Raw genomic sequence first — 20,207 nt, forward strand, 5'->3', positions numbered from 1 at the left:
GTGTCGCGCGCCGGGCGGGGCGAGCGGAGCCGTGCCGCGCACCGGGTGGGAGGGGCGGAGCCGTGCCACGCAACCGGCGGGGCGAGCGGAGCCGTGCCGCGCACCGGAAGACGACACCGGTGCGCGGCACGATCCTGACCGTCCGGGACCTCCTGGCGGCGGTCCCGCGGGTGCCGGTTACTGACCGACCCGGCCCGGCTGCAGCGTCTGCGTGAACAGAACGGTGCCGTCCTGCTCCCGCAGCCGTACCGTCAGCTCGCCGCTGTCCCCGTCGATGTCGACCTCGCCGAAGAACTGGTACCCGCCCGCCGGCGAGACGTTCGACGCGGTCGGCGCCTTCACGAACACCCGCTCCGGGCCGAACGTGTCGTCCAGCGCGCTGGCCGGGAACGCGCCGGCGTTCAGCGGTCCCGAGACGAACTCCCAGAACGGCTCGAAGTCGGTGAACGCGGCCCGGGACGGCTGGTAGTGCTGGGCGGAGGTGTGGTGCACGTCCGCCGTCAGCCACACCGTGCCGGTGATCCGCCGGTGCTTGACGAACCGCAGCAGCTCGGCGATCTGCAGCTCGCGGCCGAGCGGCGCGCCCGGGTCGCCCTGGGCCACCGCCTCGATGTTCGGCTTGTTCTCCGTCGTGTCCGGTACGACGAGGCCGAGCGGCATGTCGGCGGCGATGACCTTCCACACCGCGCGCGACCGGGCCAGCTCCCGCTTGAGCCATTCAAGCTGCTCCCGGCCGAGGATGCCCTGCGGGTCCACGGTCCGGTCGTCGGTGGAGTTGGCGTTGCGGTAGGTCCGCATGTCGAGCACGAACACGTCCAGCAGCGGGCCCTGGCGCAGCACCCGGTAGACGCGGCCCTCCTTGGCGCCGGGACGCAGCGTGGAGAGGGGGAAGTACTCGCTGAACGCCCGCCGGGCGCGCGCGGCGAGGACGTCGATGCTCTTCTCGGTGTAGCGGGTGTCGGAGGAGGCGATCACCTCGCCCGGGTACCAGTTGTTGCGCACCTCGTGGTCGTCCCACTGGATGATCGACGGCACCTGGGCGTTGAACCGGCGCAGGTTGGCGTCGAGCAGGTTGTAGCGGAAGTTGCCCCGGTACTCCGCGAGGGTCTCGGCGACCTTGGACTTCTCCTCGGTGGTGATGTTCCGCCAGGTGCTGCCGTCGGGCAGCGCCTGGGTGGCGGTGATGGGGCCGTCGGCGTAGATGTTGTCGCCGCTGCACAGGAAGAAGTCGGGGTCCAGCTTCGCCATCGCGTCGTAGATGCGGTAGCCGCCGAGGTCGGGGTTGATGCCCCAGCCCTGGCCGGCCAGGTCGCCCGACCACAGGAACCGCACGCCGTCCCGGCGGCGCCGGGAGACCGTGCGGAAGGTGCCGGTCACCGGCTCGCCGGTACGGCGCGGGTCGTCCGGGTCGGCGAGCAGCACCCGGTAGTGGATCTGCTCGCCGGAGGGCAGGCCGTGCAGCCGGGTGGTGCCGGTGAAGTCCGTGCCGGCGCCCAGCAGGGGGCCGTGCCATCTGCGCGGGTTGCGGAACGACTCGGTGGCCGAGGTCTCAACGATCATCCGGGCCGGCCGGTCAGAACGCACCCACACCAGACCGGAGTCGGCGGTCACGTCACCGGTCTGCACGCCCCAGCCCGCCGCGGGGCGTCCGGAGCGGGCGAACGCCGGGGCCGCGCCGAGGCCCACGGGCAGGGTCAGGGCCGCCGACGCGGCGAGGGAGCCGCGCAGAACGCTGCGGCGACCGGGGAGCGGACGGTGGGACATGGCTGCGCCTCCAGGGACGGGATCCGGCCAGTGTGCAGAGCCACACCTACTGGGGCGCTGCGGCGCGCACACGAACCGGAAGTGAACTCCAGTCGGCCGGCGGGCGGTCAGCGGTGCTCAGCGGCTGCCGTCCAGGATGACCCGCGCGACCAGCGCCGGGTCGTCGTTCATCGGGCAGTGGCCGCAGCCGGGCAGCCGCACCAGCCGGGCGTGCGGGATGAGCTGCTTGGCGCGGACGCCCTGGCGGCGCACGAGGATCCGGTCGCGGGTTCCCCAGGCCACCGTGACCGGCAGGCCCGACAGGTCGTCGGTGAACCGGACGGTCGTGCCCGCGCGCAGGGTCGCCTCGAAACCGGTGGCGCCGACGAGCGCGAGCGTCTCGGCGACCACCGCCTCCGGCGAACGGCGGGCGGGGCGGGCGTAGATGGTGCTGGTCAGCGCGGTGCGACCGGCAGCCGTGCGGGACAGCCCCTCCACCAGCGGGAGCGGAAGCCGCTGGGCGATGCCCCGCATCGCGAGCAGCATCGTGAAGGCGTACCGCCGCTCGGCCTCGGACCAGAAACCGGCGGGGGAGAGGGCGGTGACGGACCGTACGAGCTTCTCCCGGCCCAGTTCCAGGGCGAGCAGGCCGCCCAGCGAGTTGCCGGCGACGTGCGGACGCTCCAGTTCCAGCGTCTCGAACAGGGCGCCGAGCACGGAGTTGGTGGTGGGCAGGTCGTAGGCCAGGCCCTCCGGGAGTCCCGGGGACGCGCCGAAGCCCGGCAGGTCGACGGCGATCACCTCCCGCTCGGTGGCCAGGATGTCCACGACCGGGTCCCAGGCCTGCCGGTGATGGCCGATGCCGTGCAGCAGGACCAGGGGCTCGCCGCGGCCCACGCGCGCGTAGGACACGCGCGCATCGCGCGGGCCGTTCGGGGTGGGGACCTTGAAGGAGACGGTGGCGGACATGGGGTGCTCCTCGGCTGGGCTGCTGACGGACGCCGTAGACAGCTTGTCAGCAATTGCTACCGGCCGGTAGCCCCCAGCCTCGTGCCCGTCGCACGGCCGTTCCGTACGGCCCTTTCGCGCGGCCGTCTCGTACGGCGCCTTCGCACGGTCCCGTCGTACGGTCCTCAACGCGCCCGGCGCACCTCGATGTTGAAGTCGGCGTTCCCGAAGCGGCCGAACAGCGCGAGCCACAGCGGCAGATACATCTCCACCGCGCGTGCCGACCGGATGCCGCCCAGGTCCAGCACCCGGCCGGCCGGCCAGCCGAACTCCGCGAGCATCGCCGTCACCTGCTGCTTGGCGCCGGGGTCCGCCCCGCACACGAACACGTGGTGGTCGCCCGGCACCCTCCGCGGGTCCACCATCACCTGGCAGTTGACGGTGTTCAGCGTCTTGACCACGCGCGCGTGCGGGAACGCCCGCTGGATCCGCTCGGCCACGCTGTCCGACTCCACCGGGTCCAGCCGCGGCTGCCCGTCCTCGAACGCCAGCGGATTGGAGACGTCCACCAGCACCTTGCCGTCCAGGTGCTCCTCGCCCGCCGCCGCCAGCGCGTCCAGCGCCACCCGGCCGCCCACCGCGTTGACGACCACCTCGCCCGCCGCGGCGGCCTCCGCGAACGTCCCCGCGTGCGCCCGGCCGGCCTCGGCCGTCGCCCACTCCACCGCCACAGGGTTGTCGCGGGAGCGCGACCCGAGGGTCACCTCGTGCCCCAGTTCCAGCAGCCGGCCGGCCAGCGTGCGGCCCACCTCGCCCGTGCCCAGCACCGCGTACCGCATCGCCCACCTCACGGTCACCGGCCGCCGACCGCCGGCGGTCCGCGGTCATTGTGATCCGGACCGCTCCTGGAGCCGGGCATTCCGGGTGGACAGCGACAGGCGTGTCGGCTGGGATGGACCCGTGACCGCCGACCTCGCCACCGATGTCTTCGAAGAGCACCGGCCCCTGCTCATGGGGGTCGCGTACCGCATGCTCGGCCGGGTCGCCGACGCCGAGGACGTGGTCCAGGACGCGTGGCTGCGCTGGTACCACGCCGACCGCGCGGCGGTCCGCGAACCACGCCCCTACCTGGTGCGCGTCACCACCCGGCTGGCCATCGACCGGCTGCGCCAGGTGCAGACGCGCGGCGAGGCCTACGTCGGACCGTGGCTGCCGGAGCCGTACCTCACCGAGTTCGCCGACACCGCGCCGGACACCGCGGACCGCGCGGTGCTCGCCGACACGGTCTCCCTGGCCGTCCTGGTCGTCCTGGAGTCCCTGTCCCCGCTGGAGCGGGCGGTGTTCGTGCTCAGGGAGGCGTTCGGCTACCCGTACGCCGAGATCGCCGCGCTGCTCGACCGCGCCGAGCCGGCGGTACGGCAACTCGCCGGGCGTGCCCGCCGGCACGTGGCGGAACGGCGCCCCCGGTACGAGGTCGACCCCGTGCGGCGCCGGGACCTGACCGAACGTTTCCTCGCCGCCGCGTCCGAGGGCGACCTGCAGGGGCTGATGTCCCTGCTCGCCCCGGACGTCCGGCTGGTCGGCGACAGCGGCGGCAAGGCCAAGGCACCGGTGCGCGTCCTGCACACCGCCGACAAGGTCGGCCGCTTCCTCGTCGGCGCCGCGCGCTCGGCCCCGGCGGACATGTCCTACCGCCTGCTGGAGGCCAACGGCGGCCCGGCCCTGCTGCTCCTGTCCGGCGACAAGCCCGACAGCCTCTTCCAGGTGGACATCGCCGACGGCCGCATCACCGCCGTCTACGTCGTCCGCAACCCCGACAAGCTGCGGCACCTCACCGGTCACTGAGCCACCGCCCCACCGCGCGCCCGAGCCCCCGTTTCGTCCGGCGGGGGCTCCGCCGTGCGACGGGGGCTCCGCCATGCGACGGGCGCGTTGCCGAGATGTCACACGCACCCCCGCACACGAACGCCGCGTGAACGCCGCGCGTGGGTCGCCTGTCCGTTCGCGCAGCGACCGAGGATTGGTCTTGACCAAGGGTGACGGCCGCCCTATCGTCGCAGAGAAGTGCAACAACCTTTAATAAACAAGGGCGCTAAAAACCGCCGGACCACGGCTCTTGCGGAGGACAGGGTGGGGACCACGCAGCTGGAATCGGTACCGGAACCGAAGTACTGGCATTTGAAGACCGTGCTCACCGAGGCACTGGACTCCGAGTTCTCGGTCGGCGAGATCCTGCCCAACGAGCGTGATCTCGCGGCCCGCTTCGGCGTGGCCCGCGCCACGCTCCGCCAGGCACTCGAACAGCTTGAGCTGGAGGGCCGGCTGCAGCGCCGCCGCGGGGTCGGTACGACCGTCGCACCCCCGCGCGTGGGCGTGGCCGTCGGCACCGAACAGCACACCTGGCCCGGCGCCGCCGGAGACGCCTGGCAGCCCGTCGACAGCGTCCAGGCGCCACCGCCCGCCGCCGTCGCCGCGGCCCTGGAGACCGGCGCGGACGAGCCCGTCCACACCGTCCGCCGCTCCCGCATGTCCCACGGTCAGCAGGTCGCCACGGAACTGCTCTACATCCCGGCGGCTTCCGTGCCCGGCCTGACCGCGATCGACGCCCCGTCCGGCGCGGCACGCGCGCGTGCGGTGCTGCGCGAGTTGCAGCACCTGCAGCTGGAAGGGGAGGACCGCGCCGTCGAGCTCGGCTCCGCGCGCGCGGACGACGCCAAGGAACTCGACCGGCTCCCCGGCTCGCCCGTCCTCGTCGTCACCACCCGCTTCTTCGTCCAGGGCCGTACCGCGGCACTCTCGGTCGCGACCTACCGCGCCGACACCTGCCGGCTTACCTTCGGCGAGTCGGCCGGGGTGGAAATACACCACGACCCGGAGAAGCGAGCTTCCTGACGCCGGCGGACAGCCGTCCCCGGGGCGCGGGGCCGCACTCGTGTGCGGCTCCGCCACGCGGGCGCGACCCGCGACGAAGGCGCAGCGCGTGGCACATCCACGTCAGCGACGGGACCGCTGCACCCGGCACGATCGCCGCACCCCGCACCCTGGTCACCGACGGGGCGGTCCCCTGATCACCGGCGGGTGGTGATGGTGTCGGGCGGTCTGGTCGCCGGCGGGTGGTGATGGTGTCGGGCGGTCTGGTCGCTGGCGGGTGGTGACCGTGTCGGGCGGTCTGGTCGCTGGCAGGCGCTCACCATGCCGGGCGCTCTGGTCACCCGACACGCGGTCACCGTGCCAGCCACTCGCGTCACCGGCGGGTGGTGGTGTCCGGCGGTCTGGTCGCCGGCGGGTGGTGATCGTGTCGGGCGCTCTGGTCACCGACGAGCGCTCACCATGCCGGGCGCTCCGGTCACCCGACGAGCGCTCACCATGCCGGGCGCCCTGGTCACCCGACACGCGGTCACCGTGCCAGGCACTCGCGTCGCCGGCGGGTGGTGATCGTGTCGGGCGGTCTGGTCGCCGGCGGGTGGTGATCGTGTCGGGCGCTCTGGTCACCGACGAGCGCTCACCATGCCGGGCGCTCCGGTCACCCGACGAGGCCGCCTCCCCCAGCATGGACAGCGCCACCCGGGGCGGACGCAGGCAGTACCGGGCCAGTTCGCAGCGCAGCGGCTCCAGGACACCGTCCAGTCCGGCCGCCCACCCGCCGATCACGACCAGCTCCGGATCGAGCGCCAGCACCAGCGCGGCCACGTCGTGCACCAGTCGCTGGATGAACCGCTCCACGGCCGCCCGGGCCCGCTGGTCGCCCTCGCGCGCCAGCGCGAACACCTCGGCCACCGCCTGCTCGTCCAGCGGGTGCAGCGGCTCGTCGGTGGTGGACAGCAGCGTCTCCGGCGTCGCCTCCCGGCCCAGCAGATGCAGTGCGCCGATCTCCCCGGCCGCCCCGCCGTAACCCCGGTGCAGCCGCCCGCCGATCAGCGAACCGGCCCCCGGGCTCAGCCCGGCCAGTACGAACACCACGTCGTCCGTCTCGGCCGCCGCACCCTTCCAGTGCTCGGCGACCGCCGCCGCGTTGGCGTCGTTCTCCACCAGCACCGGACAACGGAAGGAACGGCTCAGCCGCTCGCCGAGCTTCAGGCCCGTCCACTGCGGCAGGGCCGTGCTCAGCCGCACCGTGCCGTCCGCCTCCACGATGCCCGGCGTACCCACGCCCACCGCCCGCAGCGAGCTGCGCGCGACCCCGGCCCGGCGCAGCAGCTCCGCGACCGCGCCGCGCAGCCGGTCCAGCCGCTCGTCCGCCGGCGCCTTCTCGGCGACCTCCTTGGCCTGCGCGCCCAGCACCCGCCCGTCCAGGTCGGACAGGAGCGCGGCGACCCGGTGCGGGCCGATCTCCAGGCCCAGCAGATGCCCCGCCTCGGCCCGGAACCGGAACCGCCGGGCGGGCCGCCCCTGCCGCCGCGCGCCGCCGTCCTCGGCCGCCGCCTCCACGACGAGGCCGCCCTCGATGAGGCCCTCCACCACTCCCTCGACGGTCGGCCGGGACAGTCCGGTGACGCGGGTGATCTCGGTGAGCGTCGCGCAGTCCCTGGCACGCAGCGCGTGCAGCACCACCGCGGAATTGATCCTTCGCAGCAGCGAGGGATCGCCACCGGTCAGCTGCCCCACCGTCCGTCCTCCCAGCTCGCGGGCGTGTTGGGCGGATCGTACTCGGCCCGGTCCACCCCCGGCGAGTGTCCGGTCCCGCACGCGGCCGGGCCCTTCGATCACCCCGGCTCCACGAACCCGGACTCGTAGGCCGCGATCACCGCCTGGGTGCGGTCGCGCGCGCCGAGCTTGGCCAGGACCGCGCTCACATGCGACTTCACCGTCTCCGCGCCCACCACCAGCCGGGCTGCGATCTCCGCGTTCGACAGCCCCCGCGCCATCAGCCGCAGCACCTCCGCCTCCCGCTCCGTGAGCCGGGCACGCTCCAGCACCGTCCGCGCCGGACGGGCGCCGTCGCCGTACCGGGCGGCGAGGCGTCGTACGGACGCCGGGAACAGGAGTGACTCGCCCTCCGCGACCAGCCGCACCGCGTGCACGATCTCGGCCGGGCGGGCCCGCTTCAGCAGGAACCCGTCGGCGCCCGCGCGCAGCGCCTCGTACACGTACTCGTCGTCCTCGAAGGTGGTCACCACGAGGATCTTCGGCGGCTCCGCCACGGTGCGCAGCACCGCGCGCGTGGCCTCGATGCCGTCCATCAGGGGCATCCGTACGTCCATGGCGACCACGTCGGGCCGCAGTTGCCGCACGAGCGGGATGACCGCCGCACCGTCGGCCGCCTCACCCACAACCTCGATGTCGGGCTGCGCCTCCAGCACGGCCCGAAGACCCGCGCGGACCAGGGGTTCGTCGTCGACGAGGAGTACGGTGACCGGCATCCGGTCAGCGTAGATCAGCCGACCGGCAGCTCCGCGCGGACCTGCCAGTCGCCCTCGTCCGGGCCGGTCCGGGCGGCGCCGCCGAGCAGCGCGGCCCGCTCCCGTATGCCCCGCAGGCCGCTGCCCCGCCCCGGGCCGGGTATCGCTCCCGGCAGCGGATTGCGGACCTCCAGGGCGAGCGTCCCGTCGCCGACCGCGACCCGGACCCGCACGGGCACGGCTCCCGCGTGCCGCAGCACATTGGTGAGCGCCTCCTGGAGGATGCGGTAACCCTCGCGGGACACCGGGCCCGGCACGGCCTCCAGCGGACCCGTGACCTCGGCGTCGATCTTCGCCCCCGAGGCCCGCGCCGACTCCAGCAGCCGCCCCGCGTCGGCCAGCGTCGGCCGCGCGCTCACCGGCCGCTCGGACTCCCGCAGCACGCCCAGCACCCGCTCCAGATCCTCCAGCGCGGCCCGGCCGGTCTCCTCGATGGCACCCAGCGCCCGGTCGGTGAACTCCGGATCGCCCGCCTCCCGCGCCGCGCCCGCCTGTACCACGGCCACCGTCAGGGCGTGCCCGATCGAGTCGTGCAACTCCCGTGCGATGCGCGTGCGTTCCAGCAACTGCTCGGTGCGCTCCTCCAGCGCGGCCAGCCGCTCGGCCGCCGCCGGCCCGAGCAGCCGGCGCGCACCGGCCGTGACCAGCTCACCGAGCCCGACGACCAGCCCGTACAGGGCGAGCAGCGGCAGCGGCGCCAGCAGCGCCCAGGCGCGGTGCGCCGGCAGCCGGTCCAGCAGCGGGACCCCGCCCGGCGCCCCGCCCCAGGCGCACCGCGCCAGTTCGAAGCCGACGATGGGCAACCACACCGAGGCGAACACGGTCACGGCGCCGAGCAGCATGCGCAGCTCCAGCCACAGCACCGTACGCAGCCGGTCCCGCCAGGTCGTCGCCGGCGCCTCGGAGATGCCCGGCTCCGGCTCACCGGGCGTGAGCAGCAGCCGCGCCTGCAGCCCCTCGCCCCGGCGCACAGCGGGCACGAGACCCAGCGGGACGAGGAACAGCGCGGGCACCCAGGGGACCGACGGGAAGACGAAGAGCCAGACGCTGACCACCAGCATCGGCACCCACAGATGCAGCAGGCGCGTGTACGTCGTCCCGCGCAGCAGCGGGCGCAGAAGGCGAGCCATGGCCTCATCGTCGCAGGCGGCACCGACAACGGGCCTCCCCCGCACGGGGGAGACGGTCTCCACCGGCGGGGGAGGAGCCAACCGCCGCTCCCGGCCAGGCTGTTGCCATGACCAGCATCGACGTACGAGACCTCACCAAGGACCACGGCGGCCGGCGGGCCGTCGACCACCTCACCTTCCGCGTGCGCCCGGGCCGGGTCACCGGCTTCCTCGGTCCCAACGGCGCGGGCAAGTCCACCACCCTGCGCCTCGTCCTGGGCCTCGACCGGCCCACCGCCGGCACCGCCACGATCGGCGGCCACCCCTACCCTCGGCTCCGCGAACCCCTGCGCCGGGTGGGCGCCCTGCTCGACGCGGGCGCCGCGCACGGATCCCGCATCGCCCGCGACCATCTGCTGGCCCTCGCCGCGAGCAACCGCATCCCGGCCCGCCGGGCCGACACGGTCCTGGAGGAGACCGGCCTCGCGCCCGTGGCGCGGCGCAGGGTACGGACGTACTCCCTCGGCATGCGCCAGCGGCTCGGCATCGCCGCCGCCCTGCTCGGCGACCCCGAGGTCGTCCTGCTCGACGAACCCGCCAACGGCCTCGACCCCGAAGGCATCATCTGGATCCGCACGCTGCTGCGCCGGCTCGCCGCCGAGGGCCGTACGGTCCTGGTCTCCAGCCATCTCATGGGCGAGACAGCCGCCTTCGCCGACCACCTGCTGATCCTCGGCCGGGGCCGCCTGCTCGCGGACACACCGGTGCGGGAGTTCATCCACGCGCGCGTACGGCCCCACGTCCGCGTCCGCACCACCGACCCCGCGGCCCTCGGCGACCTCCTCGCCCGGCACGGCCTCGACGCCTCCAGGGGCGAGGACGGGACCTGGACGGTACGGCACTCGCGCGTGGACGACCTGGGCCGGCTGATGTCCGAGGCGGGCGTCCCCGTCCTGGAACTCTCCGCCCACGAGGCCACCCTGGAGGAGGCCTACCTCGATCTGACGGTGGCCGAGGCCGAGTTCACCGCACAGCCCCAGGAGGCCTGACCATGTCCTTCGCACCCGCGCTCCACGCCGAGTGGATCAAGATCCGTACCCTGCGCTCCCTGCTGGGCGCCCTCGCCGCGGTCCTCGTCGCCACCGCCGCGTTCTCGGCGCTCGCCGCAGCCGACGCCGACGACACCGACCCGCTGTTCTCGGTGTTCTTCGGCATCAACTTCGGGCAGACAGCCGCCATCGCCTTCGGTACGACGGCCGTCGCGTCGGAGTTCCGGGGAGGCACGCTGCGGCTGACGCTGTCGGCGGTGCCCGACCGCGGGCGCTGGTTCGCCGCGAAGACGACGGCGATCGCGCTGCCCGCGCTGGCCGTCGGGCTGTTCACCGGGTTCGTCACGCTCCTGGTGGGCCGCGCGGCGCTCGGCGCGTCCGCACCCGGCTGGGCCGAGGGCGTGCGCGGCGCCGTCGGCTGCGGGCTGCACCTGACGCTGATGACCCTGTTCGCCGCCGGACTCGCGGCCGTGCTGCGCAGCGCCGTCGCGACCCTCTCCGTGCTGATCCCGTTCCTGCTGATCGTCTCCTTCGTCGTCGGCGACCTGTCCGGCGGTGTCGCCGACTTCCTCCCCGACCGGGCCGGCCAAGTCGCCCTGCACAGCACCTGGGACGGCACCCTCGGCCCGTGGAGCGGGCTCGCGGTGACCGCGCTGTGGACGGCGGCGGCCCTGGTGGCGGGCGGGTGGAGTGTGCTGCGCAGGGACGCCTGACTGACGCACCGCCAATTGTCAGTGGCCCCCGCTTTACTGGATCCCATGGACATCGCGAAGTGCCTGACCCTCGTCGACCTGCTGTGCGCCCGGGAGTTCCCGTCGGCGCAGGGCAGGACGGAGCACGGCGAGAGCGGGCCCGGCTATCACATAGCCGCTTTACAGACGAGCGAGGACTTCTGGGAGGGCGACGGCAGCGCACGGGAGGAGACGGAGGCGCAGTACGAGGCCGACCGGGACGGCCTCGCGGAGCGGCTCGGGGAGCGGTGGGGCCGGCCGCAGCAGTTCAGCCTGTACAGCGTGCTCGACCGGACCCTGGCGGGCGAGGACGTCGCGGAGCCCTGGGCCGGGCTCAGCGGCCACGTCCCCGACGTCCACCTGTGGCGCGTCCCGGAGGCGGGCCGCTGGGTCGCCCTCGGTGTGTCCCAGTGGGACAAGGAACTGCCGTTTCAGCTGCTCGGGATAGTGACGGAGACCGACCCGCCCTGACCGGGCAGCCCCGCGGCCTCCCGCAGCCGGGCGAACTCCTCCGCCATCGTCGCCGCCGTCCAGTGCGCGTTCAGCCCGCTGGGGTTGGGCAGCACCCACACCCGGGAGTCCCCGATCGTCCGCTCCTGCGGACCGACCTGAGCCGTGCGGTCACCGAAGGCTGCCCGGTACGCGGTCACGCCGACCATGGCCAGCCACCTCGGCCGCAGCCGCGCCACCTTCTCGGCCAGCAGCCGCCCGCCCTCGACGTACTCCTCGGCGGTCAGCTCGTCCGCCCGCGCGGTCGCCCGCGCCACCACGTTCGTGATGCCGAGGCCGTACGAGAGCAGCTCCTCCTGCTCGGCCGGCCTCAGCAGCCGGGGTGTGAAGCCGGACAGGTGCAGCACCGGCCAGAACCGGTTGCCGGGGCGGGCGAAGTGGTGGCCGGTCGCGGCCGTCATCAGCCCCGGGTTGATCCCGCAGAACAGCACCCGGAGGCCGTCCGCGACCACGTCCGGGACGAGACGGTCGCGGGCGGCCTCCAGTTCCGCCTTGGTGAAGCGCGGTGTGCCCGGTGAACGGGGTGAGCGGGGTGCGCCGGTCAGAGGATCGCTCCGGGGGTGTAGCCGGCGGCCTCCGGGTGCCGCTTGACGATCTCCTCGATCCGGCCGACGACCACACCGACCTGGTCGGCGGCGGCGCCGGTGAAGGAGAGCTTGTCGGCCATCAGCGCGGCCAGCCGCTCGCGGTCGAGCGGCAGTCGCTCGTCGGCGGCGAGCTTGTCGAGCAGGTCGTTGCGCTCGGCGCCCTGCTCACGCATCGCCAGCGCGGTGGCCACGGCGTTCTCCTTGATCGCCTCGTGCGCGACCTCGCGGCCGACCCCGGCCCGCACGGCGCCCATGAGCACCTTGGTGGTGGCCAGGAACGGCAGGTAACGGTCCAGCTCGCGGGCGATCACGGCCGGGAAGGCACCGAACTCGTCAAGGACGGTCAGGAAGGTCTCCAGCAGGCCGTCCAGGGCGAAGAAGGCGTCCGGCAGCGCGACACGGCGCACCACCGAGCAGGACACGTCGCCCTCGTTCCACTGGTCGCCCGCCAGCTCGCCCGTCATGGAGGCGTAGCCGCGCAGGACGACCATGAGGCCGTTGACGCGCTCGCAGGAGCGGGTGTTCATCTTGTGCGGCATCGCCGAGGAGCCGACCTGGCCCGGCTTGAAGCCCTCGGTGACCAGCTCGTGCCCGGCCATCAGCCGGATCGTCTTGGCCAGCGAGGAGGGCGCCGCCGCAAGCTGCACCAGCGCGGTGACGACCTCGTAGTCCAGCGAGCGCGGGTAGACCTGGCCGACGGAGGTGAACGCCTGGGAGAAGCCCAGGTGCCGCGCGATCCGGTTCTCCAGCTCGGCCAGCTTCGAGGCGTCCCCGCCCAGCAGGTCCAGCATGTCCTGAGCGGTGCCGACCGGGCCCTTGATGCCGCGCAGCGGATAGCGGGCCAGCAGCTCCTCCACCCGGCCGTGGGCGACGAGCAGCTCGTCGGCGGCGGTCGCGAACCGCTTGCCGAGGGTGGTGGCCTGCGCCGCCACGTTGTGGGAGCGGCCGGCCATGACCAGCTCGGCGTACTCGCCCGCGAGCTTGCCGAGGCGCGCCAGCACGGCCACCGTACGGTCGCGCACCAGCTCCAGCGAGAGCCGGATCTGGAGCTGTTCGACGTTCTCCGTGAGGTCGCGGGAGGTCATGCCCTTGTGCACGTGCTCGTGCCCGGCGAGGTCGTTGAACTCCTCGATCCGCGCCTTCACGTCGTGCCGGGTGACCTTCTCGCGCTCGGCGATGGAGGCCAGGTCGACGGTGTCGAGCACGCGCTCGTAGTCGGCGATCGCCTCGTCCGGCACCTCGATCCCGAGGTCCTTCTGGGCCCGCAGCACGGCGAGCCAGAGCTGACGCTCCAGCTTCACCTTCTGCTCGGGGGACCAGAGCGTGGCGAGCTCGGCGGAGGCGTAGCGTCCGGCGAGGACGTTGGGGATGCGGGGCTTGGCGGGCGCAGAAGTCACGTGTCCAGATTCTACTGGCGGTTCGTGCAGGCCAGCGCCATGGGTGTGTTCGGTGGAAGCTACGAGACCCCGGTCACCTCGTCGGCGTCGGCCGGCTCCGCCGGCACATCGGCGTGGCACAGCGCGAACGGGTTGTCCAGGGGGTGCCGGGCAGGTCCCGGAGCAGGCTACGCCTCGGCTTCGTACGGCAGCAGCTCCGGCCGCTTCGGCGGCCGGCCGTCGCCGGAGGACCGGCCGGTCAGGCGGCGGCCTATCCACGGGAGCAGGTGCTGCCGGGCGAACCGGGCGTCCGCGACCCGGCGCGTGACCCAGCCCGGCGGAGCCGTCGCCGCCATCGGCACATGCCACTCGGTGTCCTCGGCGGCGTGCCCGAGCGTCTGCCACACGGCCTCGGCGACCCTGCGGTGTCCCTCGGCCGTCAGATGCAGCCGGTCCACGTCCCACAGCCGGGGGTCGGCCAGCGCGGGCGCCCCGTACAGGTCGACCACCAGGGCGCCGTGCTTCTCGGCCAGCTCGTCCACGCAGGCGAACAGCTCCTCCATGCGCGGCCGGAACCGCTCCAGCACCGGGCCCTGGCGGCCGGGGCTGCGCATCAGCACCAGCTGCTTGCAGGACGGCGCGAGCCGTTCCACGGCCTCGGTGAGCAGGCCCCGGACCCGGCCCATGTCGCACTTGGGGCGCAGGGTGTCGTTCAGCCCGCCGACCAGCGTGACGACGTCGGCGTTCATGGCCGCGGCCACCGGCACCTGCTCGTCGACGATCTGCCCGATCAGCTTCCCGCGCACGGCCAGGTTGGCGTACCGGAACCCGGGCGTGCGGGCGGCCATTCGCGCGGCGAGCACATCGGCCCAGCCGCGGTAGGAGCCGTCGGGCAGCAGATCCGACATGCCCTCGGTGAAGGAGTCGCCGACCGCGACGAGGCTGGTGTACGGGGGAGGAGTGGGGTTCGTCTGCATGGCGACAGAGATGGTATCCCGAGGCCAATACCTGCCGGTCGGTCGGCCCGCGCCACCCGTCCGGCCCAGCCCCGGGGCCCGCCCCGTCGTCCGGGCCGCCTTGTTCCGCCCGACAGGCCGGGTTCGAGGCCTGGTCCGATGTGGTTGCGGACCCGCCCGTCCCCTCACGGCCCGCCCGGGAGCGACCCGTGAGCCGCCCCCGCGTCAGGCGCCGGCCGGCGCCTGACGCGGGACGAAGCCCCTTCGGCCGTCCGGCGTCAGCGCCCCGCTCAGCCCTGCACGGGCTGGCCGAACAGTTCTCGGAGGACGTCCTCCATCGTCACCAGGCCCGCCAGCCGGCCGTCGTCGCCGAGGACGGCCGCCAGATGGGTGCGGCTGCCGCGCATCGCGGTGAGGACGTCGTCCAGGGGGGTGCTCTCGCGGACGCGGGCGATGGACCGCATGTCGCCCAGACGGAACGGCATGTCCCGCGGGGAGGCGTCCAGCGCGTCCTTGACGTGCAGGTAGCCCACGATCCGGCGGCTGGTGTCGACCACCGGGAACCGGGAGAAGCCCGACTCGGCCGACAGCCGCTCCACCTGCTCGGGGGTGACGCCCACGCGCGCGTAGACGACGCGTTGCAGCGGTACGACCACGTCCCGCACCGGCCGGCTGCCCAGCTCCAGCGCGTCGTGCAGCCGTTCCTGCGCCCGGTTGTCGATCAGGCCGGCCTCACTGGCGTCCTTGACGATCTCGGCCAGCTCGGCGTCCGTGAAGGTCGCCGCGACCTCGTCCCTCGCCTCCACGCGCAGCAGCTTCAGCAGTCCGTTCGCGAAGGCGTTGATCGCGAAGATCACCGGACGCAGCGCCCGGGACAGCGTGACCAGCGGCGGACCGAGCAGCAGCGCGCTGCGCACCGGTTCGGCGAGCGCGATGTTCTTGGGCACCATCTCGCCCAGCAGCATGTGCAGATAGGTCGCGAGGGTCAGCGCGATCACGAAGGACACGACGTGACCCGCGCTCACGGGCACGCCCACCGCGTGGAACACCGGTTCCAGCAGATGCGCGATGGCCGGCTCGGCCACCACACCCAGGACCAGCGTGCACAGGGTGATGCCGAGCTGGGCGGCGGCCAGCAGCGCGGACACGTGCTCCAGACCCCACAGCACACTGCGTGCGCGCCGGTCGCCCTCCTGGGCCAGCGGCTCGATCTGTGAGCGGCGCACGGAGATCAGCGCGAACTCGGCGCCGACGAAGAAGGCGTTGACGACGAGGGTCGCCAGCCCGATCAGGAGCTGTACGGCGGTCATCGCGTCCCCTCCCGCGTCCCACGGGGACCGTCGGTCCCACGGCGTCCCCCGGTCCCGCCGCTGCGCTCGGTCCGGCCGGTTCCGGCGGTCCGGCCGGTTCCGGCGGTCCGGTCGGATCCGTCGGGTCCGACGGACCGTTCGTCGTCCAGCGGCGCGTGCATCAGCACCCTGGCGGCCCGGCGGCCCGAGGCGTCGACCACGTCCAGTTGCCAGCCGGCCACCTCGACGCTGTCACCGGCGGCGGGTATCCGGCCCAGCTCGGTGGCGACCAGGCCGGCCAGGGTCTCGTACGGCCCCTCGGGCACGCGGAGCCCCACGCGCGCGAGCTGGTCGGTGCGGGCGGCGCCGTCCGCCGCGTACAGGGCCCGGCCCCGCTCGTCCGCGCCGGCGGGGGCGAGGTCGGGCGTCTCGTGCGGGTCGTGCTCGTCCCGTACCTCGCCGACGACCTCCTCGACGATGTCCTCGAGGGTGGCCACCCCGGCCGTACCGCCGTACTCGTCGATGACGACGGCCATGGTGCGCCTGCCGCCGAGCCGGTCGAGCAGCCGGTCGACCGTCAGGGACTCGGGAACCAGCAGCGGCTCGCGCATCACCTGGGCGACCGTGCGGTGGCGCCGCTGGTCGGCCGGGACGGCCAGCACGTCCTTGATGTGGGCGGTGCCGACGACCGAGTCCAGGTTGCCCCGGTAGACCGGGAACCGGCTCAGGCCGGTCGCCCGGGTGGCGTTGGCCACGTCCTCGCAGGTCGCCTGAGTGTCCAGGGCGACGACCTGGACGCGCGGGGTCATCACGTTCTCGGCGGTGAGGTCGGCCAGGTTCAGCGTCCGGACGAACAACTCGGCCGTGTCCGCCTCCAGGGCGCCCTCCTTGGCCGAGTGCCGGGCGAGGGCGGCCAGCTCCTGTGGCCCGCGCGCGGAGGCCAGCTCCTCGGCGGGCTCGATGCCGAGCCGGCGCACGAAGCGGTTGGCGGTGTTGTTCAGGTGGGTGATGAAGGGCCGGAAGGCGGCGCTGAACAAGCGCTGCGCGTTGCCGACCCGCCTGGCCATGGTCAGTGGCGAGGAGATCGCCCAGTTCTTGGGCACCAGCTCGCCGACGACCATCAGGACCACCGTCGACAGCGCCGTGCCCAGGACCAGCGCGGCCGAGCTCGCCGTGGTCCGGGACAGACCCACCGCCTGGAACGGGCCGGCGAGCAGCTTGGCGATCGACGGCTCGGCGAGCATGCCGACCACCAGGTTGGTGACGGTGATGCCGAGCTGCGCGCCGGACAGCTGGAAGGTCAGGTTCCGTACGGCCTTCAGGGCGCCGGCGGCACCGCGCTCGCCGCGCGCGGCGGCCCGTTCCAGCTCGCCGCGTTCCACCGTGGTCAGCGAGAACTCCGCCGCCACGAAGGCGCCACAGGCCAGCGACAGCAGGATCGCCACCAGAAGGAGGAGCACTTCGGTCATCAGGTCACCCCCGTCCCAGGATCGGACAGGGTTCGGGAGAACGCGCGGTATCGCGGACTGGGAGGCTCGCCCATGGGCGGACGCTCACAACCTTTCATAGAGGGCCGAGTGCTCCCTCAAGGGTAAAGGATGAGCAAAGAAGCTTTCGGTCTCAGTCCGTGAGCGGCTTCACCCAGCGCCGCCAGTGTTCTTCCGGCCCGTACCCGGCGGCACCCCAGGCGTGGTGCGCGGTCTCGTTGCGCACCAGCACCATCGCGTCCGCGCGCCGCCCGCCGAGCCGTACGAACCGCTCCTCGGCGGCGGCCAGCAGCGCCGAGGCGATGCCCTGCCGCCGCCGCTCCGGGTGCACCGCGAGCCGGTACAGGTGGCACCGCCAGCCGTCGAAGCCGGCGATCACCGTGCCGACCAGCTCGCCGTTCCGTTCGGCGAGGATCAGGGCCTCGGGGTCGCGGTCGGTCAGGCGCTCCAGCCCGGCGCGGTCGTCGCTGATGCTGGTGCCCTCGGCGGCCGTCTTCCAGAACGCGAGGACGGCGTCGAGATCGTCGGACACGGCGGCGCGCAGACGCAGATCAGTCATGCGCTCATCATGATCGGGGACGTCCGCGCGCCGCCCCGGATTCCGTCATGCGGGCTGTGCGCGCAGCCGTTCCATCACAGGCGCGAACGCCTCCATGAACGGCTCCAGCACGGTCAGGTACGAGAACCCGAACCGCTCCCGCTGGGCCCGCGCCTTCGCCACGACCTCCTCCAGCGGACCGGCCAGCACGAGGGGCAGGGCCAGCGCCCGGTCCACGGTCAGACCGGGCCGCCGCTCCAGCAGCGGCTTGAGCACCGGCTCGGGATCGTCGGTGACGGCCACGACCTGGATCAGCAGGTTCAGCTCGGCGGGCTCCGCCCGGTCCGCCGCCGACGCGCGGTAGCGGGCCACCCGCTCGTCCAGCTCCTCGGCACTCAGTGGATCCAGCGTGCCGGGTGTCCTGCCGGGCCGGGCACCGGTGAAGGCCGCGATGTCCGCGTGGGCCGCGGTCAGGCGCAGCATCCGGTCGCCGTTGGCGCCGATCAGCAGCGGCACCCGGGGCTGGACGGGCCGCGGCGCGTGTTCCGCGGAACCGAGCAGCCGCTCCAGCTCCGCCACCGTGCGCTCCAGGTGGTCCACCCGCTCGCGCGGGGAGCCGTACGGCAGCCCGGCCGCCTCGTGCTCCGCCGGTACGTACCCGGTGCCCAGGCCGAGTTCGAGCCGGCCGCCGGTCAGCGCGTCGGTGGTCGCCACCTCACGGGCCAGCAGCGCCGGGTTCCAGAAGCCCGCGTTGAGCACGAACGTGCCGAGCCGGGGCCGTTCGGTCGCCTGCGCCGCCGCGACCAGTGCCGGGAACGGCGCCACCATGCCGAGGTGGTCCGGGACGAGGATCACGTCGTACCCCAGCTCCTCGGCGCGGCGGCACTTGGCGCGCCACTCGTCGGCGGGCGCGGAGGCGAGCAGGTTGACTCCGAAGCGGAACGGACGCGGCATGAACTCTCCCCGGTCAGCGGTGACATGAGTCTGGTCCGCTTCCATCATGTCCGACCTCGGCCCCAGCGATCAGAACCTCGTCGACGATCCGCCCGCCGGCGAGGAAGGGGCCGCCGGTCCGCTCGTCCACGAAGGACCGGCTCGGGAAGGCCCCGCCTCGTGCTTCCGTGCGCCCTTGCCGCAGCTAGCGTTCCGGCGCTAGCGTCGAGGCATGGCGAAGACCCAGCTGAACGTGCGCGTGGACGAGGGCACCGCCCGTGCCGCCCGCGAGCGTGCCCTGGCCCGCGGGATGAGCGTCAACCGCTACATCGAAGAGCTGGTCAGACAGGACGCCGGCGAGGCGGGCCGCACCTTCGTCGAGGCCGCCGCCGACTTCATGAAGCAGTACGAGTCCGTGTTCGCGGAGGAGTTCGCCGAGACCCGCGGCACCGACGCCGGTGAAGGCCGCCGCTGATCCCTTGAACGGTCTCAGCATCGACCTCGCCTGGCTGCTCATGCTCGCCGAACAGAAGACCCCGGGGGATCCTCAGGTCACCGACTGGGGCGCCCTGGTCGCCGCCGTCGCCCGGCACCGGGCCGAGATATTCGGCGTGCCCGTGTACGACACCCCGCACGCCCGCGCCGCCTCCCTGCTCCAGTTGCTGATCCACGTCCCGGCGCTGGAACGGGCCAACGCGCTGTTCGCCTCGGCGGTCGCCTACGCCTATCTGGTCGCCAGCGGCGAGAAGGTCGCCACCACGCCCGAGCAGGTCCGGGAGCTGGCGCGGCTGGTCAAGGACGGCTCGGCGAACGTCGACGACATCGCGCGGGAGCTGCGCGGCTGGAGCCTGTGATCAGCGGGCCTCCGGCTCGTCCGGCCGCCAGGCGACGCCGAGCGCGCAGTAGGAGGTCGGCAGCGTGGGGCCCTTCTCCGGGAGCAGTACCTGTCGGTGCGGGCCGAGGCGGAATCCCGCGGCGCGCAGCGCGGCGACGGGCTCACGGGAGAGATGACAGCCGCCATTGAGCACCGGCCACAGGGTGCGGTCCAGGGCCTGCTGGGTCACCGTCATCACCCGGCCGCCGCCCCGCCCGTGCTCGAAGAACCTCACCTCGCCGCCGGGCCGCAGCACCCGTCGTACCTCACCGAGCGTCCGCGCGACGTCCCGCACGCTGCACAGCACCAGCGACAGCACGGCCGCGTCGAACGCCTCGCTCTTGACCGGGAGCGCTTCCGCCGCACCCGGCACCACGTCGACCGGCACCTCGGCGCGCAGCGCGGACTCCAGCGCCAACTGCCTGAGCAACGGCTCCGGTTCGATCGCGACGACCTCCGCGACGGTGCCGGGGTAGTGCCGGAAGTTCAGCCCGTTGCCCGCGCCGATCTCGATCACCCGGCCGGCGAGCCCCGCTAGCATCCGCTCCCGCACCCCGGCCATCCCGAGCCGGGACTCGGCGCCGACGCTGATCCGGGCGTAGTAACGGGCGAACAGCGGATGGTGGACGGGACCCCGCGCCACCTGGCCGGAACGGGCGGACAGCAGCCGCATGGCAA

General features: G+C 73.6%; 20 protein-coding genes and 1 pseudogene. 7 read left to right on the forward strand and 14 right to left on the reverse strand.

Annotated features, from left to right (window positions below; genetic code table 11):
• Window positions 1–177: 177 nt before the first annotated feature.
• The 3 genes from OO52_RS31110 to OO52_RS31120 all read right to left on the reverse strand — a co-directional run bounded on the left by OO52_RS31110 (window position 178) and on the right by OO52_RS31120 (window position 3,530).
• Window positions 178–1,764, reverse strand: coding sequence for an alkaline phosphatase D family protein (locus OO52_RS31110; RefSeq protein ID WP_030655048.1), 1,587 nt, complete (start codon window positions 1,762–1,764; stop codon window positions 178–180).
• Between the two features lie 117 nt (window positions 1,765–1,881).
• Window positions 1,882–2,712, reverse strand: coding sequence for an alpha/beta fold hydrolase (locus OO52_RS31115; protein WP_030655052.1), 831 nt, complete (start codon window positions 2,710–2,712; stop codon window positions 1,882–1,884).
• A 164-nt stretch (window positions 2,713–2,876) separates the two neighbouring features.
• On the reverse strand, window positions 2,877–3,530 hold the full coding sequence (locus tag OO52_RS31120) for an NADPH-dependent F420 reductase (RefSeq protein WP_030655055.1): 654 nt from the start codon (window positions 3,528–3,530) through the stop codon (window positions 2,877–2,879).
• A 121-nt stretch (window positions 3,531–3,651) separates the two neighbouring features.
• Between OO52_RS31120 and OO52_RS31125 the strand changes: the two genes are divergently transcribed.
• Window positions 3,652–4,536: an RNA polymerase sigma-70 factor gene (locus tag OO52_RS31125; RefSeq protein WP_030655058.1), complete on the forward strand. Its 885-nt coding sequence runs from the start codon at window positions 3,652–3,654 to the stop codon at window positions 4,534–4,536.
• A gap of 285 nt (window positions 4,537–4,821) precedes the next feature.
• A complete protein-coding gene (locus OO52_RS31130) occupies window positions 4,822–5,583 on the forward strand; it encodes a GntR family transcriptional regulator (protein ID WP_030655061.1) in 762 nt (253 codons plus the stop codon).
• A gap of 641 nt (window positions 5,584–6,224) precedes the next feature.
• Here OO52_RS31130 and OO52_RS31135 read toward each other — a convergent pair.
• The 3 genes and pseudogenes from OO52_RS31135 to OO52_RS31145 form a co-directional block, all read right to left on the reverse strand.
• Window positions 6,225–7,296: pseudogene (locus OO52_RS31135) on the reverse strand (ROK family transcriptional regulator); the annotation flags it as partial.
• A 98-nt stretch (window positions 7,297–7,394) separates the two neighbouring features.
• Window positions 7,395–8,051 (reverse strand): response regulator transcription factor, encoded by a 657-nt coding sequence (locus OO52_RS31140; RefSeq protein WP_030655066.1) that lies wholly within the window; start codon window positions 8,049–8,051, stop codon window positions 7,395–7,397.
• Between the two features lie 14 nt (window positions 8,052–8,065).
• Complete coding sequence (locus OO52_RS31145; RefSeq protein WP_030655068.1) at window positions 8,066–9,220, reverse strand: sensor histidine kinase; 1,155 nt, start codon at window positions 9,218–9,220, stop codon at window positions 8,066–8,068.
• Between the two features lie 107 nt (window positions 9,221–9,327).
• On the opposite strand from OO52_RS31145, the gene OO52_RS31150 reads away from it, so the two are divergent.
• From OO52_RS31150 to OO52_RS31160, 3 genes are read left to right on the forward strand one after another with little or no spacing between them, the layout of a single operon-like run.
• Window positions 9,328–10,248: an ATP-binding cassette domain-containing protein gene (locus OO52_RS31150; protein WP_030655069.1), complete on the forward strand. Its 921-nt coding sequence runs from the start codon at window positions 9,328–9,330 to the stop codon at window positions 10,246–10,248.
• 2 nt (window positions 10,249–10,250) lie between these two features.
• On the forward strand, window positions 10,251–10,961 hold the full coding sequence (locus tag OO52_RS31155) for an ABC transporter permease subunit (RefSeq protein ID WP_030655072.1): 711 nt from the start codon (window positions 10,251–10,253) through the stop codon (window positions 10,959–10,961).
• A gap of 45 nt (window positions 10,962–11,006) precedes the next feature.
• Window positions 11,007–11,450: a hypothetical protein gene (locus OO52_RS31160; RefSeq protein WP_030655075.1), complete on the forward strand. Its 444-nt coding sequence runs from the start codon at window positions 11,007–11,009 to the stop codon at window positions 11,448–11,450.
• On the opposite strand, the gene mug is transcribed toward OO52_RS31160, so the two are convergent.
• The 7 genes from mug to OO52_RS31195 all read right to left on the reverse strand — a co-directional run bounded on the left by mug (window position 11,411) and on the right by OO52_RS31195 (window position 18,676).
• Window positions 11,411–11,941 carry a G/U mismatch-specific DNA glycosylase gene (gene mug, locus OO52_RS31165; protein ID WP_078877364.1) on the reverse strand — a complete coding sequence of 177 codons (531 nt, stop codon included), beginning with the start codon at window positions 11,939–11,941 and terminating at the stop codon, window positions 11,411–11,413. The two genes, OO52_RS31160 and mug, sit on opposite strands and share 40 nt — an antisense overlap.
• Before the next feature lie 89 nt (window positions 11,942–12,030).
• Window positions 12,031–13,473, reverse strand: coding sequence for an adenylosuccinate lyase (gene purB, locus OO52_RS31170; RefSeq protein ID WP_030655081.1), 1,443 nt, complete (start codon window positions 13,471–13,473; stop codon window positions 12,031–12,033).
• 167 nt (window positions 13,474–13,640) lie between these two features.
• Window positions 13,641–14,429: an SGNH/GDSL hydrolase family protein gene (locus OO52_RS31175; RefSeq protein WP_030655084.1), complete on the reverse strand. Its 789-nt coding sequence runs from the start codon at window positions 14,427–14,429 to the stop codon at window positions 13,641–13,643.
• Window positions 14,430–14,698: 269 nt separating this feature from the next.
• Window positions 14,699–15,718, reverse strand: coding sequence for a hemolysin family protein (locus OO52_RS31180; protein WP_030655087.1), 1,020 nt, complete (start codon window positions 15,716–15,718; stop codon window positions 14,699–14,701).
• Complete coding sequence (locus OO52_RS31185) at window positions 15,715–17,166, reverse strand: hemolysin family protein (protein WP_030655091.1); 1,452 nt, start codon at window positions 17,164–17,166, stop codon at window positions 15,715–15,717. Before OO52_RS31185 ends, OO52_RS31180 begins: the two co-directional genes overlap by 4 nt.
• Before the next feature lie 151 nt (window positions 17,167–17,317).
• Window positions 17,318–17,743 (reverse strand): GNAT family N-acetyltransferase, encoded by a 426-nt coding sequence (locus tag OO52_RS31190; protein WP_030655092.1) that lies wholly within the window; start codon window positions 17,741–17,743, stop codon window positions 17,318–17,320.
• A gap of 45 nt (window positions 17,744–17,788) precedes the next feature.
• Entirely contained in the window at window positions 17,789–18,676 is an 888-nt protein-coding gene (locus tag OO52_RS31195) for an LLM class F420-dependent oxidoreductase (RefSeq protein ID WP_030655095.1), read from the reverse strand.
• A gap of 211 nt (window positions 18,677–18,887) precedes the next feature.
• Here OO52_RS31195 and OO52_RS31200 point away from each other — a divergent pair, with 211 nt between their 5' ends.
• Together OO52_RS31200 and OO52_RS31205 are read left to right on the forward strand one after the other, a co-directional pair.
• Window positions 18,888–19,130: a hypothetical protein gene (locus OO52_RS31200; RefSeq protein ID WP_030655098.1), complete on the forward strand. Its 243-nt coding sequence runs from the start codon at window positions 18,888–18,890 to the stop codon at window positions 19,128–19,130.
• Window positions 19,131–19,134: 4 nt separating this feature from the next.
• Window positions 19,135–19,509, forward strand: a complete 375-nt coding sequence (locus OO52_RS31205; RefSeq protein WP_030655107.1) for a hypothetical protein — start codon at window positions 19,135–19,137, stop codon at window positions 19,507–19,509.
• Here OO52_RS31205 and OO52_RS31210 read toward each other — a convergent pair whose 3' ends face one another.
• Window positions 19,510–20,202 (reverse strand): class I SAM-dependent methyltransferase, encoded by a 693-nt coding sequence (locus OO52_RS31210; RefSeq protein WP_030655110.1) that lies wholly within the window; start codon window positions 20,200–20,202, stop codon window positions 19,510–19,512.
• Between the last annotated feature and the right edge of the window lie 5 nt (window positions 20,203–20,207).

Source organism: Streptomyces flaveolus (assembly GCF_000716535.1).
Taxonomy (GTDB): domain Bacteria; phylum Actinomycetota; class Actinomycetes; order Streptomycetales; family Streptomycetaceae; genus Streptomyces; species Streptomyces flaveolus_A.